At 64.3% G+C, this 19,706-nt stretch carries 14 protein-coding genes and 7 pseudogenes; 9 read left to right on the top strand and 12 right to left on the bottom strand.

The features are described 5' to 3' along the window. Positions 1 to 301 precede the first annotated feature (301 nt). Positions 302 to 760, top strand: a complete 459-nt coding sequence (locus BVER_RS01735) for a hypothetical protein (RefSeq protein WP_050451814.1) — start codon at positions 302 to 304, stop codon at positions 758 to 760. On the opposite strand, the gene BVER_RS01730 is transcribed toward BVER_RS01735, so the two are convergent. Continuing rightward, on the bottom strand, positions 757 to 921 hold the full coding sequence (locus BVER_RS01730; RefSeq protein WP_198155117.1) for a hypothetical protein: 165 nt from the start codon (positions 919 to 921) through the stop codon (positions 757 to 759). The genes BVER_RS01735 and BVER_RS01730 overlap by 4 nt on opposite strands. Before the next feature lie 234 nt (positions 922 to 1,155). Between BVER_RS01730 and BVER_RS01725 the strand changes: the two genes are divergently transcribed. Then, entirely contained in the window at positions 1,156 to 1,407 is a 252-nt protein-coding gene (locus BVER_RS01725) for a hypothetical protein (protein WP_050451810.1), read from the top strand. Positions 1,408 to 1,487: 80 nt separating this feature from the next. Beyond that, positions 1,488 to 1,691: a cold-shock protein gene (locus BVER_RS01720; protein WP_050451808.1), complete on the top strand. Its 204-nt coding sequence runs from the start codon at positions 1,488 to 1,490 to the stop codon at positions 1,689 to 1,691. A gap of 50 nt (positions 1,692 to 1,741) precedes the next feature. Here BVER_RS01720 and BVER_RS01715 read toward each other — a convergent pair whose 3' ends face one another. Further along, positions 1,742 to 2,257, bottom strand: a complete 516-nt coding sequence (locus BVER_RS01715; RefSeq protein ID WP_050451806.1) for a DUF6622 family protein — start codon at positions 2,255 to 2,257, stop codon at positions 1,742 to 1,744. 269 nt (positions 2,258 to 2,526) lie between these two features. On the opposite strand from BVER_RS01715, the pseudogene BVER_RS01710 reads away from it, so the two are divergent. Further along, positions 2,527 to 3,380: pseudogene (locus BVER_RS01710) on the top strand (helix-turn-helix domain-containing protein). Positions 3,381 to 3,387: 7 nt separating this feature from the next. Here BVER_RS01710 and BVER_RS01705 read toward each other — a convergent pair. The 3 genes and pseudogenes from BVER_RS01705 to BVER_RS01695 all read right to left on the bottom strand — a co-directional run bounded on the left by BVER_RS01705 (position 3,388) and on the right by BVER_RS01695 (position 7,646). Further along, the gene (locus BVER_RS01705) at positions 3,388 to 5,220 is read right to left on the bottom strand and encodes an ATP-binding response regulator (RefSeq protein ID WP_050451805.1); all 1,833 of its coding nucleotides are present in this window, start codon (positions 5,218 to 5,220) and stop codon (positions 3,388 to 3,390) included. A gap of 21 nt (positions 5,221 to 5,241) precedes the next feature. Further along, positions 5,242 to 6,879, bottom strand: a complete 1,638-nt coding sequence (locus BVER_RS01700) for an ATP-binding domain-containing protein (RefSeq protein WP_050451804.1) — start codon at positions 6,877 to 6,879, stop codon at positions 5,242 to 5,244. Between the two features lie 93 nt (positions 6,880 to 6,972). Next, positions 6,973 to 7,646 (bottom strand): annotated as a pseudogene (locus BVER_RS01695) (glutathione S-transferase family protein). Between the two features lie 99 nt (positions 7,647 to 7,745). Between BVER_RS01695 and BVER_RS32200 the strand changes: the two are divergent. Further along, complete coding sequence (locus tag BVER_RS32200) at positions 7,746 to 7,916, top strand: hypothetical protein (protein ID WP_198155116.1); 171 nt, start codon at positions 7,746 to 7,748, stop codon at positions 7,914 to 7,916. Positions 7,917 to 7,995: 79 nt separating this feature from the next. Here the strand turns inward: BVER_RS32200 and BVER_RS01690 are convergent. The 4 genes and pseudogenes from BVER_RS01690 to BVER_RS01675 form a co-directional block, all read right to left on the bottom strand. Beyond that, positions 7,996 to 8,405 (bottom strand): annotated as a pseudogene (locus BVER_RS01690) (response regulator). A gap of 371 nt (positions 8,406 to 8,776) precedes the next feature. Beyond that, positions 8,777 to 9,431 (bottom strand): annotated as a pseudogene (locus tag BVER_RS01685) (helix-turn-helix domain-containing protein). A gap of 159 nt (positions 9,432 to 9,590) precedes the next feature. Beyond that, a complete protein-coding gene (locus tag BVER_RS01680; RefSeq protein WP_050451803.1) occupies positions 9,591 to 10,772 on the bottom strand; it encodes an NAD(P)/FAD-dependent oxidoreductase in 1,182 nt (393 codons plus the stop codon). Continuing rightward, positions 10,769 to 11,728 (bottom strand): 4-hydroxyproline epimerase, encoded by a 960-nt coding sequence (locus tag BVER_RS01675; protein ID WP_050451835.1) that lies wholly within the window; start codon positions 11,726 to 11,728, stop codon positions 10,769 to 10,771. The genes BVER_RS01680 and BVER_RS01675 overlap by 4 nt, the downstream gene beginning before the upstream one ends. Positions 11,729 to 11,930: 202 nt before the next feature. Between BVER_RS01675 and BVER_RS01670 the strand changes: the two are divergent. Continuing rightward, positions 11,931 to 12,834 (top strand): annotated as a pseudogene (locus tag BVER_RS01670) (dihydrodipicolinate synthase family protein). A gap of 70 nt (positions 12,835 to 12,904) precedes the next feature. Here BVER_RS01670 and BVER_RS01665 read toward each other — a convergent pair. Beyond that, a complete protein-coding gene (locus BVER_RS01665) occupies positions 12,905 to 13,648 on the bottom strand; it encodes a response regulator transcription factor (RefSeq protein WP_050451802.1) in 744 nt (247 codons plus the stop codon). A gap of 501 nt (positions 13,649 to 14,149) precedes the next feature. Between BVER_RS01665 and BVER_RS01660 the strand changes: the two are divergent. Both BVER_RS01660 and BVER_RS01655 read left to right on the top strand, forming a co-directional pair. Further along, a pseudogene (locus BVER_RS01660) lies at positions 14,150 to 15,442 on the top strand (MFS transporter). 115 nt (positions 15,443 to 15,557) lie between these two features. Then, the gene (locus BVER_RS01655; RefSeq protein WP_050451801.1) at positions 15,558 to 17,048 is read left to right on the top strand and encodes an MFS transporter; all 1,491 of its coding nucleotides are present in this window, start codon (positions 15,558 to 15,560) and stop codon (positions 17,046 to 17,048) included. A gap of 279 nt (positions 17,049 to 17,327) precedes the next feature. Here BVER_RS01655 and BVER_RS01650 read toward each other — a convergent pair whose 3' ends face one another. Both BVER_RS01650 and BVER_RS01645 read right to left on the bottom strand, forming a co-directional pair. Further along, positions 17,328 to 17,600 carry a hypothetical protein gene (locus BVER_RS01650; protein WP_050451800.1) on the bottom strand — a complete coding sequence of 91 codons (273 nt, stop codon included), beginning with the start codon at positions 17,598 to 17,600 and terminating at the stop codon, positions 17,328 to 17,330. Between the two features lie 134 nt (positions 17,601 to 17,734). After that, positions 17,735 to 18,557: pseudogene (locus BVER_RS01645) on the bottom strand (helix-turn-helix domain-containing protein). A 250-nt stretch (positions 18,558 to 18,807) separates the two neighbouring features. On the opposite strand from BVER_RS01645, the gene motA reads away from it, so the two are divergent. Further along, positions 18,808 to 19,677, top strand: coding sequence for a flagellar motor stator protein MotA (gene motA / locus BVER_RS01640; RefSeq protein ID WP_050451799.1), 870 nt, complete (start codon positions 18,808 to 18,810; stop codon positions 19,675 to 19,677). Positions 19,678 to 19,706: the final 29 nt, after the last annotated feature.

Below are 19,706 nucleotides of genomic sequence, written 5' to 3'. Positions count from 1 at the left end.
GTTCTCTCCTCCACGGGCGATGGCCGCTTATACATCGGCGGCCACGGCGCTTTATCGCTTCGACAATCGCAGGCTTGCCTGCCTGCGCCGTTGGCCCTCGGATAGGTTCTTATCGACATTGGTCGGATTTTAACGCCGACACGCGACGGTTTCTTCCATGTGTGCGATCCATTCGACGATTTCGCGCGCCGGGATATCCCGGTCAATGTTCATTACCGGACGGAAGGGGGCGCGGGGTCGGACTTATGCTGGACGAATCTCTATCGACGATTCCGGCATCATGCCTTTCACGAAACCCCAAATGAATGTTGCGCGCGTGCTCGAAGTCGAGGATCTCGTGAAGGCGACCCTGACCGCGATTCTTCGCGAAAACCGCATGCTGGGCGGCGCGCAGGCGACCGTGGGCTTCGGCGCGGCGGGACTGGCGATCACCGGCGGCGTGCTGCTCGGTCTGGAATTCGCCGACGTGATCAACTGGCCGGTGACGGTGCTCGCCGTCGTGAGCGGCGCGATCGGCACGGGCGCGGCGCTGACCGCATTGAGCGCGTGGCAGTGGCACAAGGGCGAAAAGCGCCTGCGCAAGCTCGAACAGCACTTGCAGGCGGCGTGGCACGTCTGGCGCGAGATCGATCCGGGACCGCCACCGGGAGACGGCATGCCGGTGCGCGAGGCGTTTGGCAGAAAGCGCATCGCGGATGCGCAGGAACAGACCGACGATCTGCTTCGCCGGCTGATGTCGCGTCCGAAGGACCCGACTTAACGCTCCGCGCGACGATCGCGATAGCGCGAAGGCACGCGCGCTTCGACGAAAGCTTTACGTTCGACCGGCAACGCGTCCCTGAAGGTGCGATCGGCGAAGTTGGCGAACGCGAACAGCGAGGCGACACAAAGCGGACTGACCACAAAAAAAGCGACGAGCACGGCGAACTCCTGCATGGGCTGTGTCGCAGTATGTAAGCGCATCGTCGCGTAATTAAGCGGCTAGTTCGCAATACACCATTCAACTTCGCGCAGGCGGGTTTTCGAAACGCGTCGCCATATGCGTTGCATCGAAGCGCGCATCGGTTGTCAGGCACACGCATTGCTTTGGAGAATCGCTAACGAAAAACTGCGCACGCGCCGCGTGCCGCGAAGATCACTTCAGACCAACCGAGCATGTTCACACCGAAAGCCTGCACCGCTACGTGCATCCTCGACGGACAACCCGTCACCCTCACCTATTTCCCCGATACCACCGTGCTGCGCATCACCGATGCAACCGGCCGCTGCCTGCGCGAAACCCGCTGGCCCGCGCCGTGGCGCACGCTCCTCGCGACCTTGCGCGACTTCAGCGGCCACGACGCGCAAGACCAGCTTTCGACGCTGCTCGACGACATGCGCCGCGACGAAGCCGCAGCGCTGGCCTGATAAACAACTGTCGACGAATTCCGTTTCAACCCAACCCGCGCGGCTCACGCCCGCTCAACACTGCCGCACAAGAGGAAAAGATGGCAACTGGCATTGTTAAATGGTTCAACGACACCAAGGGTTTCGGCTTCATCACGCCCGACGACGGCACGCCCGATGTGTTCGCGCATTTCTCCGAAATCCGCGCGGAAGGCTACAAGTCGCTGCAGGAAAACCAGAAAGTGATGTTCGACGTGCGCCAGGGGCCGAAGGGTTTGCAGGCGGCAAACATCTCGCCGCAGTAAGGCGCGATCCGCTCGAACGAAAAATCGCCGTGACTTCACGGCGATTTTTTTTATGCGCCTTCGAATGCGACCGGCGCGGTCGGCCGCAACACCAGCCAGTAAATCAGGAAGCGGCCCGCGAAAATCCCCGCCGTCACGCCCGACACCAGCGCGCTCAACACGACGAATCCCGCATCCACGACGACATGCGTCGTCGCCAGTTCGTAGCCCAGCCAGAACTTCGTCGCGAAGGTCACGACGATCAGCGCCAGCGGCACGGCCGATCCGGGCAGCGTGATCGTGCGCGCCGCGCGATTCACGCTGAGGCCGCTGCGTTTGGCCAGCATCGCGCCGATGCCCGCGCCGAGCAGCGCGCCGGCCGCCCACATCATCCACGCATCCGGCCCCGAAGCGCGATCCGACAGCAAATGCAGCACTCCCCAAGCGGCGAACGCGAGCGGCACGACCGCCAGCTTGCTCAACGGCGCAGTGCCGCCCTTCAACGCTTTCATGCCGCGCGATACCAGCACGCCCAACAGCACCCAGACCCATACCGGCGTGCCCGAAACGATGTTCATCAAGTTCATGACCGTTCTCCTGAATTCGTGGCTCAAATCTTTACAATGGAAACATTCTGGGATAGACCACTGCTCCGCGTCAACATAAATTTCCATTGGAAAGATTGATCGACGCGCAGGCTTTCATTCCCCTGCGCAAAGGCTCGGTAACACGCAAATTTCTTCCGACATTGCGCGAAGCGCGACACCCGGCGCTTACAATGACGGCTCGACGGCGCAGCACATCGCCCCGATCGGCCTCAAGCGGGCCTACCTTCACGCATGCGATAACTGGCGCCATGGTCACCGAAACTTCTTCATCCGAATCGCTCGCCGTGGCCGAACGCGTGCGCAAGCTCATGAGCCGTCATGGCATCGGCAAGCGTCAGCAGACGGCGGAACTCTGCCGCATCCTCGATCTGAGTTTTTCGCAAGGGCATCGCAAGCTGCGCGGCAACAGTCCGTGGACGCTGGCGCAGATTCGCCGCGTCGCCGATGCCTTCGACGAACCCGCGCTCAAGCTGTTCGACACCATCAACACGCGTCCCGACGAAACCGAAGGCACCGCGCACGATGCGGTCCTTAAACTCGGCTCGATCGAAGTGCCGTGTCAGGCGTGGATCGGCCAGTCGCTGGAAGCGGGCAGCCGGCCGGATTTCATCGCGCAGAAGCTGAATAACCGCTGGATCGTCAGCAAGCACGAAGGCGTGCTGCTCTACGAAGCGTGCGACGTCCACAAGATCGAAATCCTGCCGCGTCGCGCCGATGTGGAAAAACCGGTGATCGCCGTGTCGACGACGATCACGCGTCCGCCGACAATCTGCACGATTACCTCGACGCGACCGGCTTCACCGCGATGGCCTTTTACAACCTCGACGCGTTTCTGGAAGCGCTGCAATCGCAAGTATTCGATGCCGTGGTGATCGACTGGCTGTTCGGCGCGCACACGTCGGCGGGCGCGATCCGCGCGGTGCGCGAGTCCGACAATCCCGATGCGCCCATCTTCGTGCTGACGGGCGAACTGACCACGGGCAAGGCGAGCGAATCGGAGATCAGTCAGGTGATCCGCGATTACAACGTCGCGTGTTTCGAGAAACCGGCGCGGCTCGGCATTCTCGTCGCCGATCTGTCGAAGCGTCTGTTGCGCAGCTAAAGCGCGCTCAGGCCGCCAGCCGCCGCGCGGTCACCGCGCCTTTCAGCACTTCGTAGCGCACCGGTTTGAGCAGATAGTCGAAGAACAGCACGGCCGCGCTCGGGTCGACGAGTTCGGGCGCATACGCGCTCACCGCGATGATCGGCACGCTCGCGCCGGGCGCCAACCGCGCGCGATACTCGTTGGCGAACGAGTAGCCGTCCTTGCCCGGCATATGCAGGTCGGCGAGGATCACGTCGGCGTCGTTGGCGCGCAGCCATGTGAGCGCGCTGTCCACATCAGGCATCGCGACGGTCGCGTAGCCCAGATGCGTGAGCATTTCCACCAGCGATTCGCGGATCGACTCGTGATCGTCGATCACCAGTACGCGCGACTTGCGCATGCCCGGCGCGGCGCGTTCTTCTTCCTCGCGCGCCGGCACGCTTTGAGCGGGCACCGCCGGCAAGCTCACGCGAAACGCCGCGCCCTGTCCCACTTCGCTCGATACCTCGATGGTTCCGTCCAGCAAATCGACCAGCCCGCGCACGACCGCGAGGCCCATGCCCGCGCCGTCGAAACGCCGCGTGCTCGACGAATCCAGTTGCGTGAACTCCTGAAAAATCAGCGGCAACTGCTCGCGCGGAATACCCGGTCCGGTATCGATCACCGAGATATCGAGACGCTTGTCGCTGCGCAGAAAATGGACGTCGACCGAGCCGGTGTCGGTGTATTTGATCACATTGGTGACGAGGTTGGTCACGATCTGCCGCACGCGATGCGGATCGGATTCGATCGGCCCGTGCTCGCCGACGAAATCGCCGCGCAACGCAAGGCCTTTGGTATGCGCGGCGGGCGTGTTGGCATCGACGACGGAATCGAGCAGTTCGAGCGGATCGAACACCGCCATGCGCAGTTCGAGCTTGCCCGCGCCGAGCCGCGCGTAGTCGGTCAGATCGCGCATCTGCGCTTCGAGATGACGCGCGCCCGCCTCCAGCCGTTCGATGATCTTGCGATCGCCTTCCGCGCGCAGATTCAGCGACAGCAGTTCCACCGACGACACGATCGCGTGCAGCGGCGTGCGCAATTCGTGGCTGATCATGCCGAGGAAGGTGTCCTTGGCGACGCCCGCATCGCGCGCGGCGCGGGTCGCCTGATGTTCGGCCGCGAGCGCCGAACGTTGCTGCTCGATCAGCCGCGAACGGCGATATCCGTTGAGCAGCAGCAGCAAGGTCGCGGCCGCCGACATCAGCCCGAGCACAACGCCCCCGATCATCAGAAAGCGGCGTTTGGCGCCGAAATCGCGGACGATCTCCTCGCGCTCGCCGACATCCATCAGCCGACGCCCGCTCGTCAATTCCGCCACGACCGTTTCGTTCTGCCGCAGCACGCCGATGATGTGCAGCGTGCGCTGCCGTTCGGCATCGAGATTGTCGACATCGGTCTGGATCGAATCGAGCGACGTGTGCAACTGGCGCAGGATTTCCTGCTGGCGATTGTTCAGCGCCTCGCGTCCTTCCAGCGTCACCGTCGTCTCCGATACCGCGTCGAGCCGCGCGCGCAGCAGGTCGTAGCACGCGCGCACCGATTGCGCGTCTTCGTCGACATTGCCGCGATACAGCAACACCTGCGCCTCGAAGCGCTCATAGGCGATCTGAAACTGCGCAGCATCCCAGTACAGGCCGTCGTACGGCACCTCGAAACGATGCGTCTCGTGCGCGAGCAGCCCGGAATACAACATGTAGGCAACCGCGCCGATCGGCGGCGCGACCGCGAGCGCGATCAGCGCAGCCGTCCAGAGTCGGCGGAACCAGGGACGCCCGCTGCGGGCGCGCACTATGGTGTCTGAACGCGCGATAACCATGGTGATGCGCGGCGCGATCCGTTAGTCGAGTGCGTCGAGCGCGCGCGCCGCGCGCTCGGAGGCAACCACGATCAGCTTCATGGTGGCGCGCGTCGCGCCGACAAAGAGCTTGCGCGCGGCCTGATCGTCGAGTGTGTCGAAATCGACTTCGGTCAGCACGACGCACGGCGCGGACTGTCCCTTGAAGCGATAGATCGATTCGAGCAACACATCGCCCTCGCGATACTCCGGGTTGCCGAACAGATCGTAAGCGCCGGTAAAGGCGCGCAGCCGATGCGGCCCGAGTTGATCGACCGCCGTCAGCGCCGAGCCTTCGCGCCCGCGATACGACAACACCGCGATATCCTGTTTGCGAAAGCCCAGCGACAAGGCCTGCGTGATGGCGCGCTTGGTCGCCTCGATCACTTCCTCGGCATGGCCGTCCTCGTAGGTCGAAATACTGACGTCGGAGCCGTCGAACGGACTGCCCGCTTCGAGCTTCGCGTCCGGGCCCACGACTTTGCGGATAAAGCCGAGCAGATCGCGCGGGCTGCGGTAGTTGGTGGTCTCGCGCAGGATCGTCCAGCCGGGCAACTCGACGGGTTCGCGCAAGTAAAGGTTCTGCATCGAATCTTCGAGCCACCACCATGCGCCGCCCGGATTGAGCAGACGCTCCAGCGCCGCGACCCACGGCGCCTGAAAATCCTGCCCTTCGTCGACGATCAGCACATCGGTTTTCCAGTGCTCGGGCACGGGCACGGCGGCGAAGCGCTCTTCCAATGTCGCGAACACGTTGGGCTGGCTGAAGTCGGGCGGACTGCCGGCATCGCGCGCGACGGCGGCGCTCAACTGGTGATAGTTGGCGATCTTCGCTTCCTTCGGCGCGATGGCGCGGATATGGTCCGCGAGCGGCCGGTTGAAGCACACGTAGAGCGCGCTCTTGCCTTGCGCCAGCGCATCGCGCATCACGCGCACTGCGAGTTGCGTCTTGCCCGCGCCGGCGGTCGCAATCACGCGCAGGCGAAACGGCCCGAATTCCAGCCGACGCGCCCAGCTCGCCAGCCCGCCCGACAAACGCGTGACGAGCGTATTGGCCGCGCCGACCAGCGCGTTGGTATCGGGCGTGAGGGACAGTTGATCGGCGAGAAAGTGATGGATACGCGCCGCCGATTCGAAACGCGGCTCGTCCGGCGGCAGAATGTCGAGCACGACGCGCGGCAGTTGCGCCTTACGGCTCGCATCGACGATACGCCCCGGCGGCACGCCCGCGATGGCCGCATCCTTCACCGTGTAGTCCGGGCAGTACAGCAGTTCCTCGATGCGATACGTACCCGCGCCGAACGCCGCCGTGAAGCGCCGATGCAGATTCTCCATCGTGCGCGCCAGTTGAATGGCGACGTTGCGCTCCTTCTGCAGATACACCTTGACGAGCCCCGCGCCGGTTTCGCGCAGGAAGCCCGCTTTCATCTCGATCATCAGCACGTGCCCGGACGGCGCGACGACGACGAAATCCGCTTCGCCGAAGACGGAAAAGCCTTCATTGATCCGCGTCCAGTGGACGCCGTGATAGACCGTGTAATCCTCGGGCAGCTTCTCGAGCAGCGCCAGCGTTTCGCGTTCGCGCGCGGCGGCGCCGGTGGCTTCGAGATTCTTCCAGTCGTCGGGAACGATGCGCGCCATGTATCGCCTTGAGCTTGAGTGGACGTCGTGCTGCACGGGTGATGCGTGCGCCTCATTGTACGCAACGCGACGCCTTCGACCGCATCGGGCCGCTCAAGCTGCGTAGTCGTATTGGCCGCCGCGTTCGAGCGCGCGCTTGTACGCGGGCCCCGCGCGTGGATGCGGCCGAGGAACGTGCGGATATGCGGCAAGGTATCGGCGGCGGCGCACTGCGTGCCCGTTTCGAGCGGGAAGCTCATCTGCACGTCGGCGGCGCTGAAGTCTTCGCCCGCGAACCACGGCCAGCGCGCGAGTTCATCGTCGACATAGCCGAAATGCAGCTTCAGTTGCGGATCGATGAAACTCGACTGCAACGTCTCGCCGATGCGCCGCGCGATTGGCTTCACGAAGAACGGCATCTTCGCCAGCCCGATGCGGATCGCCACCAGCTTGAGCAAGAGCGGCGGCATCGCCGATCCTTCGGCATAGTGCATCCAGTAGTCGTAGCGCACGCGCGCGGGCGACGTGCCGTGCGGCGGCGAGAACTTGCCGTCGCCGTAACGCTCGACCAGATATTCGAGGATCGCGCCGGATTCCGCGAGCGTCAGATTGCCGTCCGTGATGACCGGCGACTTCCCGAGCGGATGCACCGCGCGCAATTACGGCGGCGCGAGCAGCGTCTTGGGATCGCGTTGATAGCGCTTGATGTCGTACTCGACGCCGAGCTCTTCGAGCATCCACAGCACGCGCTGCGAGCGGGAATTATTGAGGTGATGAACGGTTAGTATGAATTTTCCGGCATTGCAGTCGCGGCACGTCTCTTGCCGACTAGCGGATCCTGTCGATGCGAAAGCATCGAACAATCGACAAACAAAAGGGGAGAAACGATGACGCTGATCATCTACCTGGTGGGCTGGCTGATTCTGATCGGCGGCGTATCGTGGGCGCTCGTCGCGATGCATGTCTCGCAACACACGATCGCCATTGTCGCCGTCATCATGCTCGGCATTGCGGTCATCACCGGCGCGACGCGTGCGCGCAACCGCGACCGGTCATAACGGTCGTTACGCGGATCTTTCAGAAAAAGCAGCGGTTTCGACCGCTGCTTTTTTACGTCGCCACGCGCAAGCGACAGCGCTACATCACCACGCGCGCGTTGAGCGCGTCCTGAATCAGCGTCACCAGTGCGTCGGGTTTCGCGGGTTTCGTCATGAAATGCTGAAAGCCTTCGCCGATACTGCGCAATGATATTCTTCGCCATCGTGCCCGGTCAGCGCGATCGCCACGCAAGGCGGCAGGTTGCCGCGTATTTCGTGATCGCGCAAACGTTGGATGAGATAAAAACCGTCCATACCGGGAAGGTCGAGATCGCAAATCACTGCATCGGGGAGATGCGCGATGGCTGCTTCCGCGCCGTCTTCGGCGTCGGCCACGGCCACCACTTCGGCGCCTTCTTCCTCCAACAACGTCTGCAGCGATGCCCTGCTTTCGGGATCGTCTTCAATGAGTACGATCCTCGCGTGCCCCAGTCTTGCCACTTCGTTCATGATGTTCTTTTCTACTGCCAAAAACGGAATTCTCGCGCAACGGTCTCCACGGCTCGCCGCTTCGTCGCCTCTGCACGTCGCGCAGGATTGACACGAAAACGCGGCGGGAATTCCGAACGCACCGTGTTTTATCACCGCGCGTACGCCGGTGCGAAACGTCGCGCGGTTGGTGTGCTGCCCGGCGATGCATGCAACGCATGACGAAAGCTTGCCCGATCACAGCAAGCCTGATCGAGCAAAAAGCAGGCCGACGTGCATCTATTGCCGCCAGAGCCCCGTGTAGCAAGGCTTTGCGGGCAGGCGCAGCGCGCTTTCGCCCGATCGAACCGCACGGGCGTGTAATTTCGGCGCGCCCGCTCCCCGTTTTCCCGTCAGACGTTTGAATTCGGCGCGAAATCGGGGCGCGCGATCAGCGGTTGCGGCGACTGCAACAACGCACGGTATTCGGTCGGCGTGATGCCCACCGTCGCCTTGAACTGACGCGTGAACGCGCTGTGATCGGTGTATCCGCATAGTGCGGCGACATCCGTGACTTTTTCATGCGTGACCAGCAACGCGGTCGCGGCATCGAGCCGGGTTTGCAGGACCTGTCGCGGCGTCAGGTGAAAGACCTTGTGAAAGTACCGTTCGAGTTGCGCGATCGACATGTTCGCCATGCGCGCCAGTTCGCGCATGTTGAGCGGCTGCACGTAGTTTTCCTGGATATGCTGCACGACCGCCGCCAGCCGGCTATACGCGGGATGCGTGCCCTCCGCCTGCAGATCGCGCGAAATCCCCGCGAGGCCGACGATGCTGTCCCTGCGCGATGACCGCCTGATCCTGCGCCGTATAAATGCGTCCGAAGCGGCGCGGGAACACGTCTTCCGCCGTACGGCCGATCAGCTTGCTCTTGTCGTCCTTGTGGCCGCAGCGTCGCGCGAGCGTGCGATTGACCATCGCGTAGCGCGCGTCGCGATCTTTCACGAAGAACACGATGTCCGGCATCGCGTCGAAGACCGGCTCGAGCAGCATGAAGTGCGCGAGCATGTCGCGCAACGTCGCGGCGGCAGGCGGCACGATGGCCGCCGCCTGCGCGTCGGCGCGCTCGTCCCGCTCTGCCACGCCACTGGCGATGCCTGTCGTGCTCGTCATGCCGGATCGTCCGAATTCAAGCCGTCCTCGCAGGGGATGCAGCGATGGCCCGAATTATAGGGAAGCCGCGTCCCGGACAATATTCGCGCTGGACCCGATGGCATCGCGCGTCGTGAAGCGCGACGGCTCGAAGGCGGCGGCATCCGGCAGCGGAAAAGGCAGCGTTGCGGACGTTGAGCCGAGCATGACGTCGGCGAGCAGCATCGCGGTGCCGAGCGACGTCGTTACGCCAAGGCCTTCGTGACCGGCCGCGAGCCACATGCCGTCGTCCGGATGCCGCGCCGGGCCGATCAGCGGCAGGCCATCCGGCGTGGCGGCGCGAAAGCCGGTCCACGAACGGATCGCGCTTAAATCCCGCAAGTCGGGCAGATAACGCATCGCGCGTTTGAGCATCGCCGAGAGCACGTTCCATTCGACGGCGGGATCGAGCGTGCCGAACTGCCGCGACGAACCGATCAGCACCTGTCCGGTCGGCCGCGGCTGCGCGTTGAACGCGACCGACGTCCCGCGCGCATGGTGCGCGCTCTTGATGTACCCGAGTTCCAGCACCTGATGATGCAGCGCGCGCGGATAGCGATCCGTGATCAGCAGATGCCCTTTCTTCGGCTCGAGCGGAAGACCGTCGATCAACTCGCGCGCCGCAAGCCCGTTGGCAATGACCACATGTGCCGCGTGACGCCGCTCGCCGTCCTTGAGCGTCACCAACGCGCCATCGACCGACACGACCGCGCGATTCACCGACACGCGAATCCGCGCCGCGCCCGGCGAGCGCGTCAGCAGCCATTGCGCGGCGCACGGCGCATAGACGATGGCGTCGTCCTCGATCAGCAGGCCGCCTTGCATCGCGTGGCTCAGCGCCGGTTCGAGCGCGCGCAAGGCCGCCTGATCGACCATCGACGCGCGGATGCCACCTGCCGCGAAATCGTCGCGCATCGCGCGGGCGGCGGCGAGCTCCTCGTCGTCTTCCGCGACCCAGAGCGTGCCGCAGCGGGAAAATGCATCGCGGGCGCGCAAGTGCGGCGCGAGTTCGAGCCACAACGCGCGCGACAGACGCGACAGCGAGAACTCCGCGGGCGAATCGTTCATCACGACGAGATGGCCCATGCCCGCCGATGTCGCGCCGCCGCCGATGCCATAGCCGTCGAATACGTCGACCGACAAGCCGCGCCCGGCCAGTTCCGCCGCGCACGCCGCGCCGACGATGCCCGCGCCGACGACGATTACATCGGCACTCATGCTTCGACGTGCAGCGGAATGCCTCGCGCGAACGGATCGCGCGCGTCGAACACGAGCCGTCCTTCGGCCATGATGTGCGCGTGACCGGTGATGGTCGGAATCAGCGTGTCGCCGTCCATCGCATAGCTGCCGTCGAACACGCTGCCGATGATGCTTTCCTGCCGCCAGATCGCGCCCGCCGCAAGCGCGCCGTCGGCGGCGAGACACGCGAGCTTGGCGCTGGTGCCCGTGCCGCACGGCGAGCGATCGTAGGCGCTGCCGGGACACAGCACGAAGTTGCGGCTGTCGACGCCGGGCGTCGGCGAATCCGCGAACAATTCGATGTGGTCGATGAACGCACCGTTCGCGCCCGTGATGCCTTGCGCATGCAAAGCGTCGCGCAAAGCCTGCGTGAAGGCAGTCAATTCCGCGATGCGCGCGGGCACGAGATCGCGTCCGTGATCGGCGACGAGGAAGAACCAGTTGCCGCCCCACGCGACATCGCCCGTCAAGGTTCCGTGGCCCGGCACATCGACCGTCACCGCGCGCCGATGCCGGTACGCCGGCACGTTGCGCACGCTGACGCTGCCGTCCGCGTTGAGCGTGGCATCGACGGGACCGACCGGCGTATCGATGCGATGCCGTCCCGCCGCGATCCGCCCCGCATGCGCCAGCGACGCCACCAGCCCGATGGTGCCGTGCCCGCACATGCCGAGATAGCCAACGTTATTGAAGAAGATGACGCCTGCCGCCGCGCCCGGATCGTCCGGCTCGCACAGCAGCGCGCCCACGACGACATCCGAGCCGCGCGGTTCGGTGACGATCGCGCGACGCCAGTCGTCGAAGCGCGTGCGGAACACGTCGAGCCGTTGCGCGAGCGTGCCCGCGCCGAGATCCGGCGCGCCCGCCGTCACGAGGCGCGTCGGCTCGCCGCCCGTGTGCGAATCGATGAAGTCGATGGTTTTCATGCCGCCTATCCTAGAAATACGGCGCGCGCGTCTTGGCCCGCGTCGCGTCTTTCGATGACGAAATCGGCATAGTCGAATGCATGGCGTTCGCGCCCGGATCGGTGCAAAAAAGCTGTGCCGAAATCTGCACGCGGCGCGCGCGAATCGCGCAAAACGCCCGAATTTTCGGTACTTAAACTGCACAGCGTTCAATCACTTCTGGAGAGCCGCCGTGGCGCATATCTGGGAAGGCGTGATGCCCGCCGTCACCACCAAGTTCAACGCCGATTTCAGCATAGACCGCGCGTGGACCGCGAAGAATATCGATGCGCAGATCGATGCGGGCGTGGACGGCATCATCGTGTGCGGCTCGCTCGGCGAAGCGTCGACGCTCTCGCTCGACGAAAAGCTGGAAGTGCTCGATATCGCCGTGGAGGCGGCGCGCGGCCGCGTGCCGGTGCTTTTGACCATCGCCGAAAACGGCACGCTCGACGGCTGCCGTCAGGCAGAACGCGGCGCGAAGCACGGCGCGGCGGGCTATATGGTGCTGCCGGGGCTGCGCTATCTGTCGGACCGGCGCGAGACGCTGAACCATTTCCGCATGGTCGCCGACGCCAGCCCGCTGCCGCTGATGGTCTACAACAATCCGCTCGCGTACGGTGTGGACGTGACGCCGAAGATGTTCGCCGAACTCGCCGAAGACCGGACGTTCGCGGCGATCAAGGAATCGAGCGGCGACGTGCGGCGCATCACCGATCTGATCAACGAAGTCGGCGACCGCTACGCGCTGTTCTGCGGCGTCGACAATCTGGCGATGGAAGCCATGCTGATGGGCGCACGGCTTGGTCGCGGGCCTCGTGTGCGCGTTTCCGCGCGAGACGGTGGCGATCAGCAAGCTAATTCGCGCCGGACGCATCGAGGAAGCGCGCGCGATCTATCGCTGGTTCGCGCCGATGCTCGCGCTCGATGTCTCGAACAAGCTGGTGCAGAACATCAAGCTCGCGGAAGCGATCGTTGGGCTCGGCACGGAGCCGGTGCGGCCGCCGCGTCTGCCGCTCGCGGGCGACGAGCGTCGTGAGGTCGAGGCGCTGATTCGCCGCAGTATCGAAACGCGGCCGGAGTTGCCTCAGTTCTAAGCGGCGCTTACGCTCGCGCCATAGAAAATGCCGTCGCGAGGACGGCATTTTCTATTCGGCGGCGGCCAGCTTACGCGGCGATTTGCGCGCGTTCGGTGTCGGCGCCGTCGTCGGAATGGTCGTCGTTTTCATCGTAGAGATGAAGCAGGCGATAACCGCTCTTGTATACCGGCTGCAGGCGGAAGTGATTGACCGGCTCGATCTCCAGCGCGAGACGCAGACGCGACACGTGGCTATCGATGGTGCGCGTGGTTTCGCGGAACTCGCGGCCCCAGACCATCGCGAAGATGTGATCGCGCGACAGCACGCGGCCGATATTGGAGAAGAACAACTGCGCGAGACGGAACTGCGTGCCGCTCAGCGCGACCGGCTTGCCGCGCACGGTGACGGTCTGCTGACGCGAATCGAAGCGGTACGGACCGACTTCGAGGAATGCGTTCGAGTTGGCCTGATACGCGCGCCGCAACAGCGCTTCGACGCGCGCGCCGAACTCGCCCGGACGGATCGGATAGACGACGTAATCGTCCGCGCCGGCCGTCAGCGCGCAGACGATGTTGTGCTCGGCGCCGTCCGGCGTCGCGAACAACACCGGCACGCGCTCGCCGAAACTGGAGCGCACGGACTTCAGCAGATCGAGCCCGCACAGGCCCGAGGAATTCCAGTCGAGGATCAGCAGATCGACCGTGGAACGGGAAAGAGCCTTGGACAGCAGCAGGCCATCGCCGAAAGTCACGCAGGTATGGCCGAGTCGTTTGACGACATCGCTGATGAGGTTCCGATAGCTCGGGTCGGTTTGCAAAACGGCGACGCGCATAGTGTGAAGCCTGGTCATTCTAGGGAGTTGCGATGCCGGCATACCGGCCTCGCAGGACGTCTCGTAAAAAGTTGAGACGGCGAATTTCAGGCCCGCATTCTCTCGACCGCCCTCGCCCTTTCACATCGGACTGGTCCGAATGTGTCAACGCATGTGACAAACGCTTGATATTTGCATCGAAGCAACTTTCCTTCGGATTTATCGCGCTTTTTGTACTTATTCGTCTTACATCCGGTAACATGCAGTCTTTGGCACACAGAATTCCCGCTTCCGTCGTTTTTACCGAAACGCCGCGAAGACCGCTGCGCGCAGACTGCCCGTCTTCCACCGCAGCGCGGTGACGGACCGCGGCAACACTCGCCGCCTCCGTGTCGTCCTTCCCTTCGCGCCCATCCGGTGCGTCTGACAACCCGCAGGGCAATCGCTAGCCGTTTACTTGTCCGCGCCGTGCATCGCGCATGGCGGCTTATCTACGGGTTTCATTCCTACGGGTTTCATTCGATGCAGGCAACACCTCTTTCCGGCGGCGAACGCACCGCCGGCCGCGCCCTCACGCGCGGCGATTACAAGACGCTGGTTCTCGCCGCACTCGGCGGCGCGCTCGAGTTTTACGACTTCATTATTTTTGTGTTCTTCGCGCCGGTGATCGGCCAGCTGTTCTTCCCGGCGGCGATTCCCGACTGGCTGCGTCAGTTGCAGACTTTCGGCATCTTCGCGGCGGGTTATCTGGCACGGCCGCTGGGCGGCATCATCATGGCGCACTTCGGCGATCTGCTCGGCCGCAAGCGCATGTTCACGCTCTCCGTGCTGCTGATGTCCGTGCCCACGCTGCTGATGGGCCTGCTGCCGACCTATGCGTCGATCGGCCTGATGGCGCCCGTGCTCCTCTTGCTGTTCCGCGTGATGCAAGGCGCGGCCGTCGGCGGCGAAGTGCCGGGCGCGTGGGTGTTCGTGTCGGAGCATGTGCCGGGACGTCACGTCGGCTATGCCTGCGGCACGCTGACGGCGGGTCTCACGGCGGGCATCCTGCTCGGCTCGCTGATCGCGACGGGCATCAAATAAGAACTTCGCGGCGGATCAGGTCGCGGATTTCGCCTGGCGTCTGCCGTTCCTTCTGTGTGGTCTGTTCGGCCTGTGCTCGGTGTATCTGCGTCGCTGGCTGCATGAGACGCCGGTGTTCGCCGAACTGTCGCTGGCCGCCGAGATTCCGCTCAAGGCCGTGCTGCGCGACCACGGCCGCGCCGTGATCATCTCGATGCTGCTGACTTGGATGTTGTCGGCGGCCATCGTCGTCGTGATTCTGATGACGCCGACGCTGTTGCAGAAGCAGTTCCACATCGCGCCGGCGACGGTGCTGGTCGCCAATTGCGCGGCGACGCTGTGCCTGACCATCGGCTGCGTGCTGGTGGGCGCGATCGCGGGCCGCATCGGCGCGGGCAAGACGATCTTCGTCGACGGTATCGCGCTGGCCGTGTCGTACTACCTGATGTTCCAGCAAGTCGCGCTCGATGCCTCGACGCTGCTGCCGTGGTACGCGCTGGCGGGCTTTTTCGTCGGCGTGATCGGCGCGATTCCGTTCGTGATGGTCAAGTCGTTCCCGGCCGCCGTGCGCTTCTCTCGGGCATCTCGTTCTCGTACAACGTCGCCTACGCGGTGTTCGGCGGCCTGACGCCGATCGTCGTGTCGCTGATGATGAAATCCAGCCCGCTCGCCCCGGTGATGTATGTCGGCGCGCTGTGCGTGATCGGTGCGCTGACGACGCTGTTAATCAAACACACGCCGGACACGCACTGATTCGTCTGATCTATATGTAAGACCCACGATGTAAGACCCACGAAGCGCACCGCATTCCGGTGCGCTTTTTTCATTTCACCCGAGGCCGAAACATCGCGCGCGCCACGCGCCTACGATGAACGGCATGAACTCGAACCTTTCCGCTCATTCCCCGGCGTCGCGCCTGTCGGCGCGGCAGATTCTCACCGTCACCGCGACCAGCGTCGGTTTCGTGGTGTCGCAACTGGACGTGTCGATCGTCAATGTCGCGCTGTCGAGCATCGGGCGCGATCTGCACGCGAGCGTCGCCAGCCTGCAATGGACCGTCGATAGCTACGCGCTCGCCTTTTCCGCGCTGATGCTCTCGGCGGGCTCGCTCGGCGATCGCTTCGGCGCGCGACGGCTGTTCGTCGGCGGCCTCGCGTTGTTCGCGCTGGCGTCGCTGCTGTGCGCCTTTTCGCGCGATGCCGCGCAACTGGTCGCGGCCCGCGCGATTCAGGGCGTCGGCGCGGCCGCGATGCTGCCCAATTCGCTCGCGCTGCTGAACGCCGCCTGCGGCAACGAGCGCGGCGTGCGCGCCCGCGCGGTAGGCCTGTGGACGGCGGCGGGATCGATCTCGATCGCGTCGGGACCGATCGCGGGCGGCTTGCTGATCGCCGCGTTCGGCTGGCGCAGCATCTTCTGGGTGAATGTGCCGCTGCTGTACGTGGCGGGCATCGCGGCAACGTGTGCCTGGGTCGACGACGTAAAACCGCCGCGCCGCCGCGACCGGCCCGCGCATGCCGGTGGCGTCGATCTGCCCGGTCAGGCGTTCGCGATCGTCGCGCTGACGGCCTTCGTCGGTTCGGTGATCGAGATGCGTCCGCTCGGCATCGCGCATCCGTTGGTGATCGGCGGGATCGTGCTGACGTGCGCGTCGGCGGCGGCGTTTATCGCCATCGAACGGCGCACGCCCGCGCCGATGCTGCCGCTTTCGCTGTTCTCCGAGCGCACGTTCAGCGCGGCGACGGCGTTCGGCATCGGCGTGAATCTGACTTACTACGGGATGGTGTTCGTGCTGAGTCTGTATCTGCAACGTGTGCTCGGCCATACGCCGCTGCAGACGGGCCTGGCGTTTCTGCCGTTGACGGGCGGCTTCCTGCTGTCGAATCTGGCGAGCGGCCCGCTGACGGCCCGTTTCGGCTCGCGTCCGCCGATGATTCTCGGCGCGCTGCTCGACGCCGCCGGTTTCGCCGCGCTGATGTTCGTCGGCCCGTCGACGCCCACCGTCGCACTGCTGCTGCCGTTCCTGCTGATTCCTTCCGGCATGGGCGTGGCCGTTCCGGCGATGACGACGGCGCTGCTCGGCACGGTGGGACAGGAACGCGCGGGAACGGCATCGGCGGTGCTGAATACGGCGCGCCAGGCGGCGGGCGCGATCGGCGTGGCGGCCTTCGGCGCGCTTGCCGGCAACGTGGAAGCGGCGGAAGGCGCGGCGATCGCGCAGATCGTCGATGCGGTGCGCTGGTCAGCGGGCATTTCGGTGGCGCTGCTGATCGTCGCGGCACTGATCGCGCGCCGCGTGCAAAACGTGACGCCGAAGCCGACGCCGGACAAAAGCAGCCGCGGGACGCCCGCGACGGAGTAGGAACGCCCGTTGCAACGCGCTTAGCGAGTCCCGGACCTTTCTGGAGAACCGACCATGACCTCGCTGATGTCCCGCTCCCCCGAGGAGCCGATCGAACCCGATCCCGACAAGTTGCTCGACCCGGACGCCCCGCCGAATCCCGACGATCCCGATCTGCCCGACGGCCCCGATTCCGCGACGCCGATCGTCCCGCCGATCCGAAGAACGGCGAACCGCGTCTTTAAACAACGATGCCCGCGTAGTTGCGCGGGCATTGTCGCGTTTGGTTGTCGAATTGGCCTACAGCTTGGTGGTCTGCACCGTGCCGGTTTCGAGCGCACGCTCGATCAGCGCTTCCTGCTGCGCATGACGCACGGCATCCGCGACGAAACTGTCGGGCGCTTCGACTTCCGCCTTGATCGCGCCGATGATGCCGCCCACTTCGACGATCACCAACGACTTGGCCGATTCCGCCTGACTGATGATCACGCGCGGCGGGCCGCCGCCTTCCGCGATGCTGGCGCAGAACTGCATCGTCTGGCCGCCGATTACTTGTTCGAATGTCTGAATCATCGCTGCCTTCCGGGTTGGTTGGACAAAAGCCTGAGGACGCCGTCGAGTGTGCATAAAGCACACTCCGTTCCCTGATTGATTCGCGCGCCGTCGACAGGTTCAATTCTGTAAGCTTGCGGTCCGCGATGCAATGCTCATCCGCGACGCGCGTCGGCGGCGGCGCGCATGGCGTCAGCCGTGGCGTCGTCGGCGGGAAAGAAGGCTTCGATCGCCAGTTCCGATAGCGTGATGTCCACCAGCGTGCCGAACACGGTCGTCGTGCTGACGAACGACAATAAGCCGTGCGGCGTGCGCAAGCGCAGCGGCACGAGCACCGGATCGGGCTCGCCGCGCGCGTCGTCGCGGGCATGCGGCGGCGCGGGATAGGCTGCCAACTCCTCTAGCAGCGCGACGAGCGTGGCATCGCCCGAGGCGTCGATCTGACGCCGAACGCGCGCCAGCAAATGCGCGCGCCATTCGTGCCAGTTGTCGATCGCGTTCGATAATCCGCGCGGATGCATCGACAGCCGCAACACGTTGACCGGCGGCACCAGCAGCGATGCATCCGCCGATGCCACCAGCGGCCCGAGCGCCGCATTCGCCGCGATCATCGTCCAGTGCCGGTCCACAGCAAGCGCCGGATACGGCTCGTGAGCCTTCAACACGCGTTCCACGGCTCGGCGCGCGGTATCGAGTTGCGGATCGGCGAACGGCCGTTCGCGATACAAACGGCGCGTAGCCCGCCGCGACCAACAGCATATTGCGCTCGCGCAACGGCACGTCGAGCCGCTCGGCCAGGCGCATCAGCATGTCGCGGCTCGGCAGCGAGCGCCCGGATTCGACGAAGCTCAGATGCCGCGTCGAGACATCCGCCACGCCCGCCAGATCGAGCTGGCTCATGCGCCGCTTTTGCCGCCAGTCGCGCAATAACTCGCCGACCGGCGCGGGCATCGTCGTGCGAAAAAGGGTCGAGTTCATGCGCTCCATCGTAGTGCAGGCGACGTCGTCATTTCCATTACCTCGCAGGTCAGATCGGCAAATTGGGCGAGGAAATTCTTACCTCGCAAACATTTGCTAAGAAATCTTTGCCCCTTACCCTAAATCTCCAACTGTCCCAAGCCGTTAAAAGCGCACATCAAGGGAACCTGTGTGTCGCGAGCCGTGCGCCCTTGAAAACCCCGAATTCGAGCACGCACGGCTCACGACGCAGACATTTAGCGGAGAAATCATGTTTGTCATTATCGGTTGGGTGGTGATCATCGGTTGCGTGATCGGCAGTTATGTGGCGGAAGGCGGTCACCTCGCCGCGCTCATGCAGCCGTTCGAGCTGGTGTGTATTTTCGGCGCGGCGCTGGGCGCGTTCGTCGTGTCGAACCCGACGTCCACGCTCAAGAAAACGATGGAAACGTTCCCGAAAGCGTTCAAGGGCGGCGGCTACACGAAGGAAAAGTATCTTTCGCTGATCGCGCTGCTGTACGAACTGCTTCAGAAGGCGCGCAAGGAAGGCATGATGGCGCTCGAAGCCGACGTCGACGCGCCGGAAAACAGCCCCACGTTCCAGAAGTACGAGCACGTGATGGCCGATAACCATCTGCTCGAATTTATCGTCGACTATCTGCGCATGATGTCCGCGGGCAACGTCAACGCGATGGAAATGCAGGATCTGATGGACGAAGAACTCGAGACGCATCACGCCGAAGGCGCGATCGCCGCGAACGCGATCCAGAAGATGGCCGACGGCCTGCCGGCATTCGGTATCGTCGCCGCGGTGATGGGCGTGGTTCACACGATGGGCTCCGTGGGCGGGCCGCCCGCCGTGCTCGGCGAAATGATCGCGGCCGCGCTGGTCGGTACGTTCCTCGGCATTTTGCTGGCGTACGGCTTTATCGGCCCGCTCGCCGACGTGCTCAACGCCAAGGCCGCCGCCGAATCCAAGCCGTTCCAGTGCGTCAAGGCTGTGCTGCTCGCGTCGATGAACGGCTACGCGCCGACCGTCGCCGTCGAATTCGGCCGCAAGGTACTGTTCACCGCCGATCGTCCGAGCTTCAAGGAACTCGACGAAGCCGTGCGTGCGAACAAGATGCCGAAGTCGGCTTAAGACATTTATCCTCGCTTAACGGCTCTATT

The organism is Candidatus Burkholderia verschuerenii, from assembly GCF_001189365.1.
In the GTDB taxonomy this organism is placed as follows: domain Bacteria; phylum Pseudomonadota; class Gammaproteobacteria; order Burkholderiales; family Burkholderiaceae; genus Caballeronia; species Caballeronia verschuerenii.
The sequence above is the reverse complement of the archived record's forward strand: the minus strand, read 5'-3'. Positions and strand labels throughout refer to the sequence as shown.

Bases quoted from the DNA above. Each gene is read 5' to 3' on its own strand.
- BVER_RS01700 (WP_050451804.1), bottom strand. From the start codon at position 6,879: ATGGCGCGCATCGTTCCCGACGACTGGAAGAATCTCGAAGCCACCGGC.
- BVER_RS01725 (WP_050451810.1), top strand. From the start codon at position 1,156: ATGTTCACACCGAAAGCCTGCACCGCTACGTGCATCCTCGACGGACAA.
- BVER_RS01655 (WP_050451801.1), top strand. From the start codon at position 15,558: ATGAACGGCATGAACTCGAACCTTTCCGCTCATTCCCCGGCGTCGCGC.
- BVER_RS01735 (WP_050451814.1), top strand. From the start codon at position 302: ATGAATGTTGCGCGCGTGCTCGAAGTCGAGGATCTCGTGAAGGCGACC.
- BVER_RS01665 (WP_050451802.1), bottom strand. From the start codon at position 13,648: ATGCGCGTCGCCGTTTTGCAAACCGACCCGAGCTATCGGAACCTCATC.
- BVER_RS01705 (WP_050451805.1), bottom strand. From the start codon at position 5,220: ATGGTTATCGCGCGTTCAGACACCATAGTGCGCGCCCGCAGCGGGCGT.
- BVER_RS01720 (WP_050451808.1), top strand. From the start codon at position 1,488: ATGGCAACTGGCATTGTTAAATGGTTCAACGACACCAAGGGTTTCGGC.
- BVER_RS01715 (WP_050451806.1), bottom strand. From the start codon at position 2,257: ATGAACTTGATGAACATCGTTTCGGGCACGCCGGTATGGGTCTGGGTG.
- BVER_RS01680 (WP_050451803.1), bottom strand. From the start codon at position 10,772: ATGAGTGCCGATGTAATCGTCGTCGGCGCGGGCATCGTCGGCGCGGCG.
- motA (WP_050451799.1), top strand. From the start codon at position 18,808: ATGTTTGTCATTATCGGTTGGGTGGTGATCATCGGTTGCGTGATCGGC.
- BVER_RS32200 (WP_198155116.1), top strand. From the start codon at position 7,746: ATGACGCTGATCATCTACCTGGTGGGCTGGCTGATTCTGATCGGCGGC.
- BVER_RS01650 (WP_050451800.1), bottom strand. From the start codon at position 17,600: ATGATTCAGACATTCGAACAAGTAATCGGCGGCCAGACGATGCAGTTC.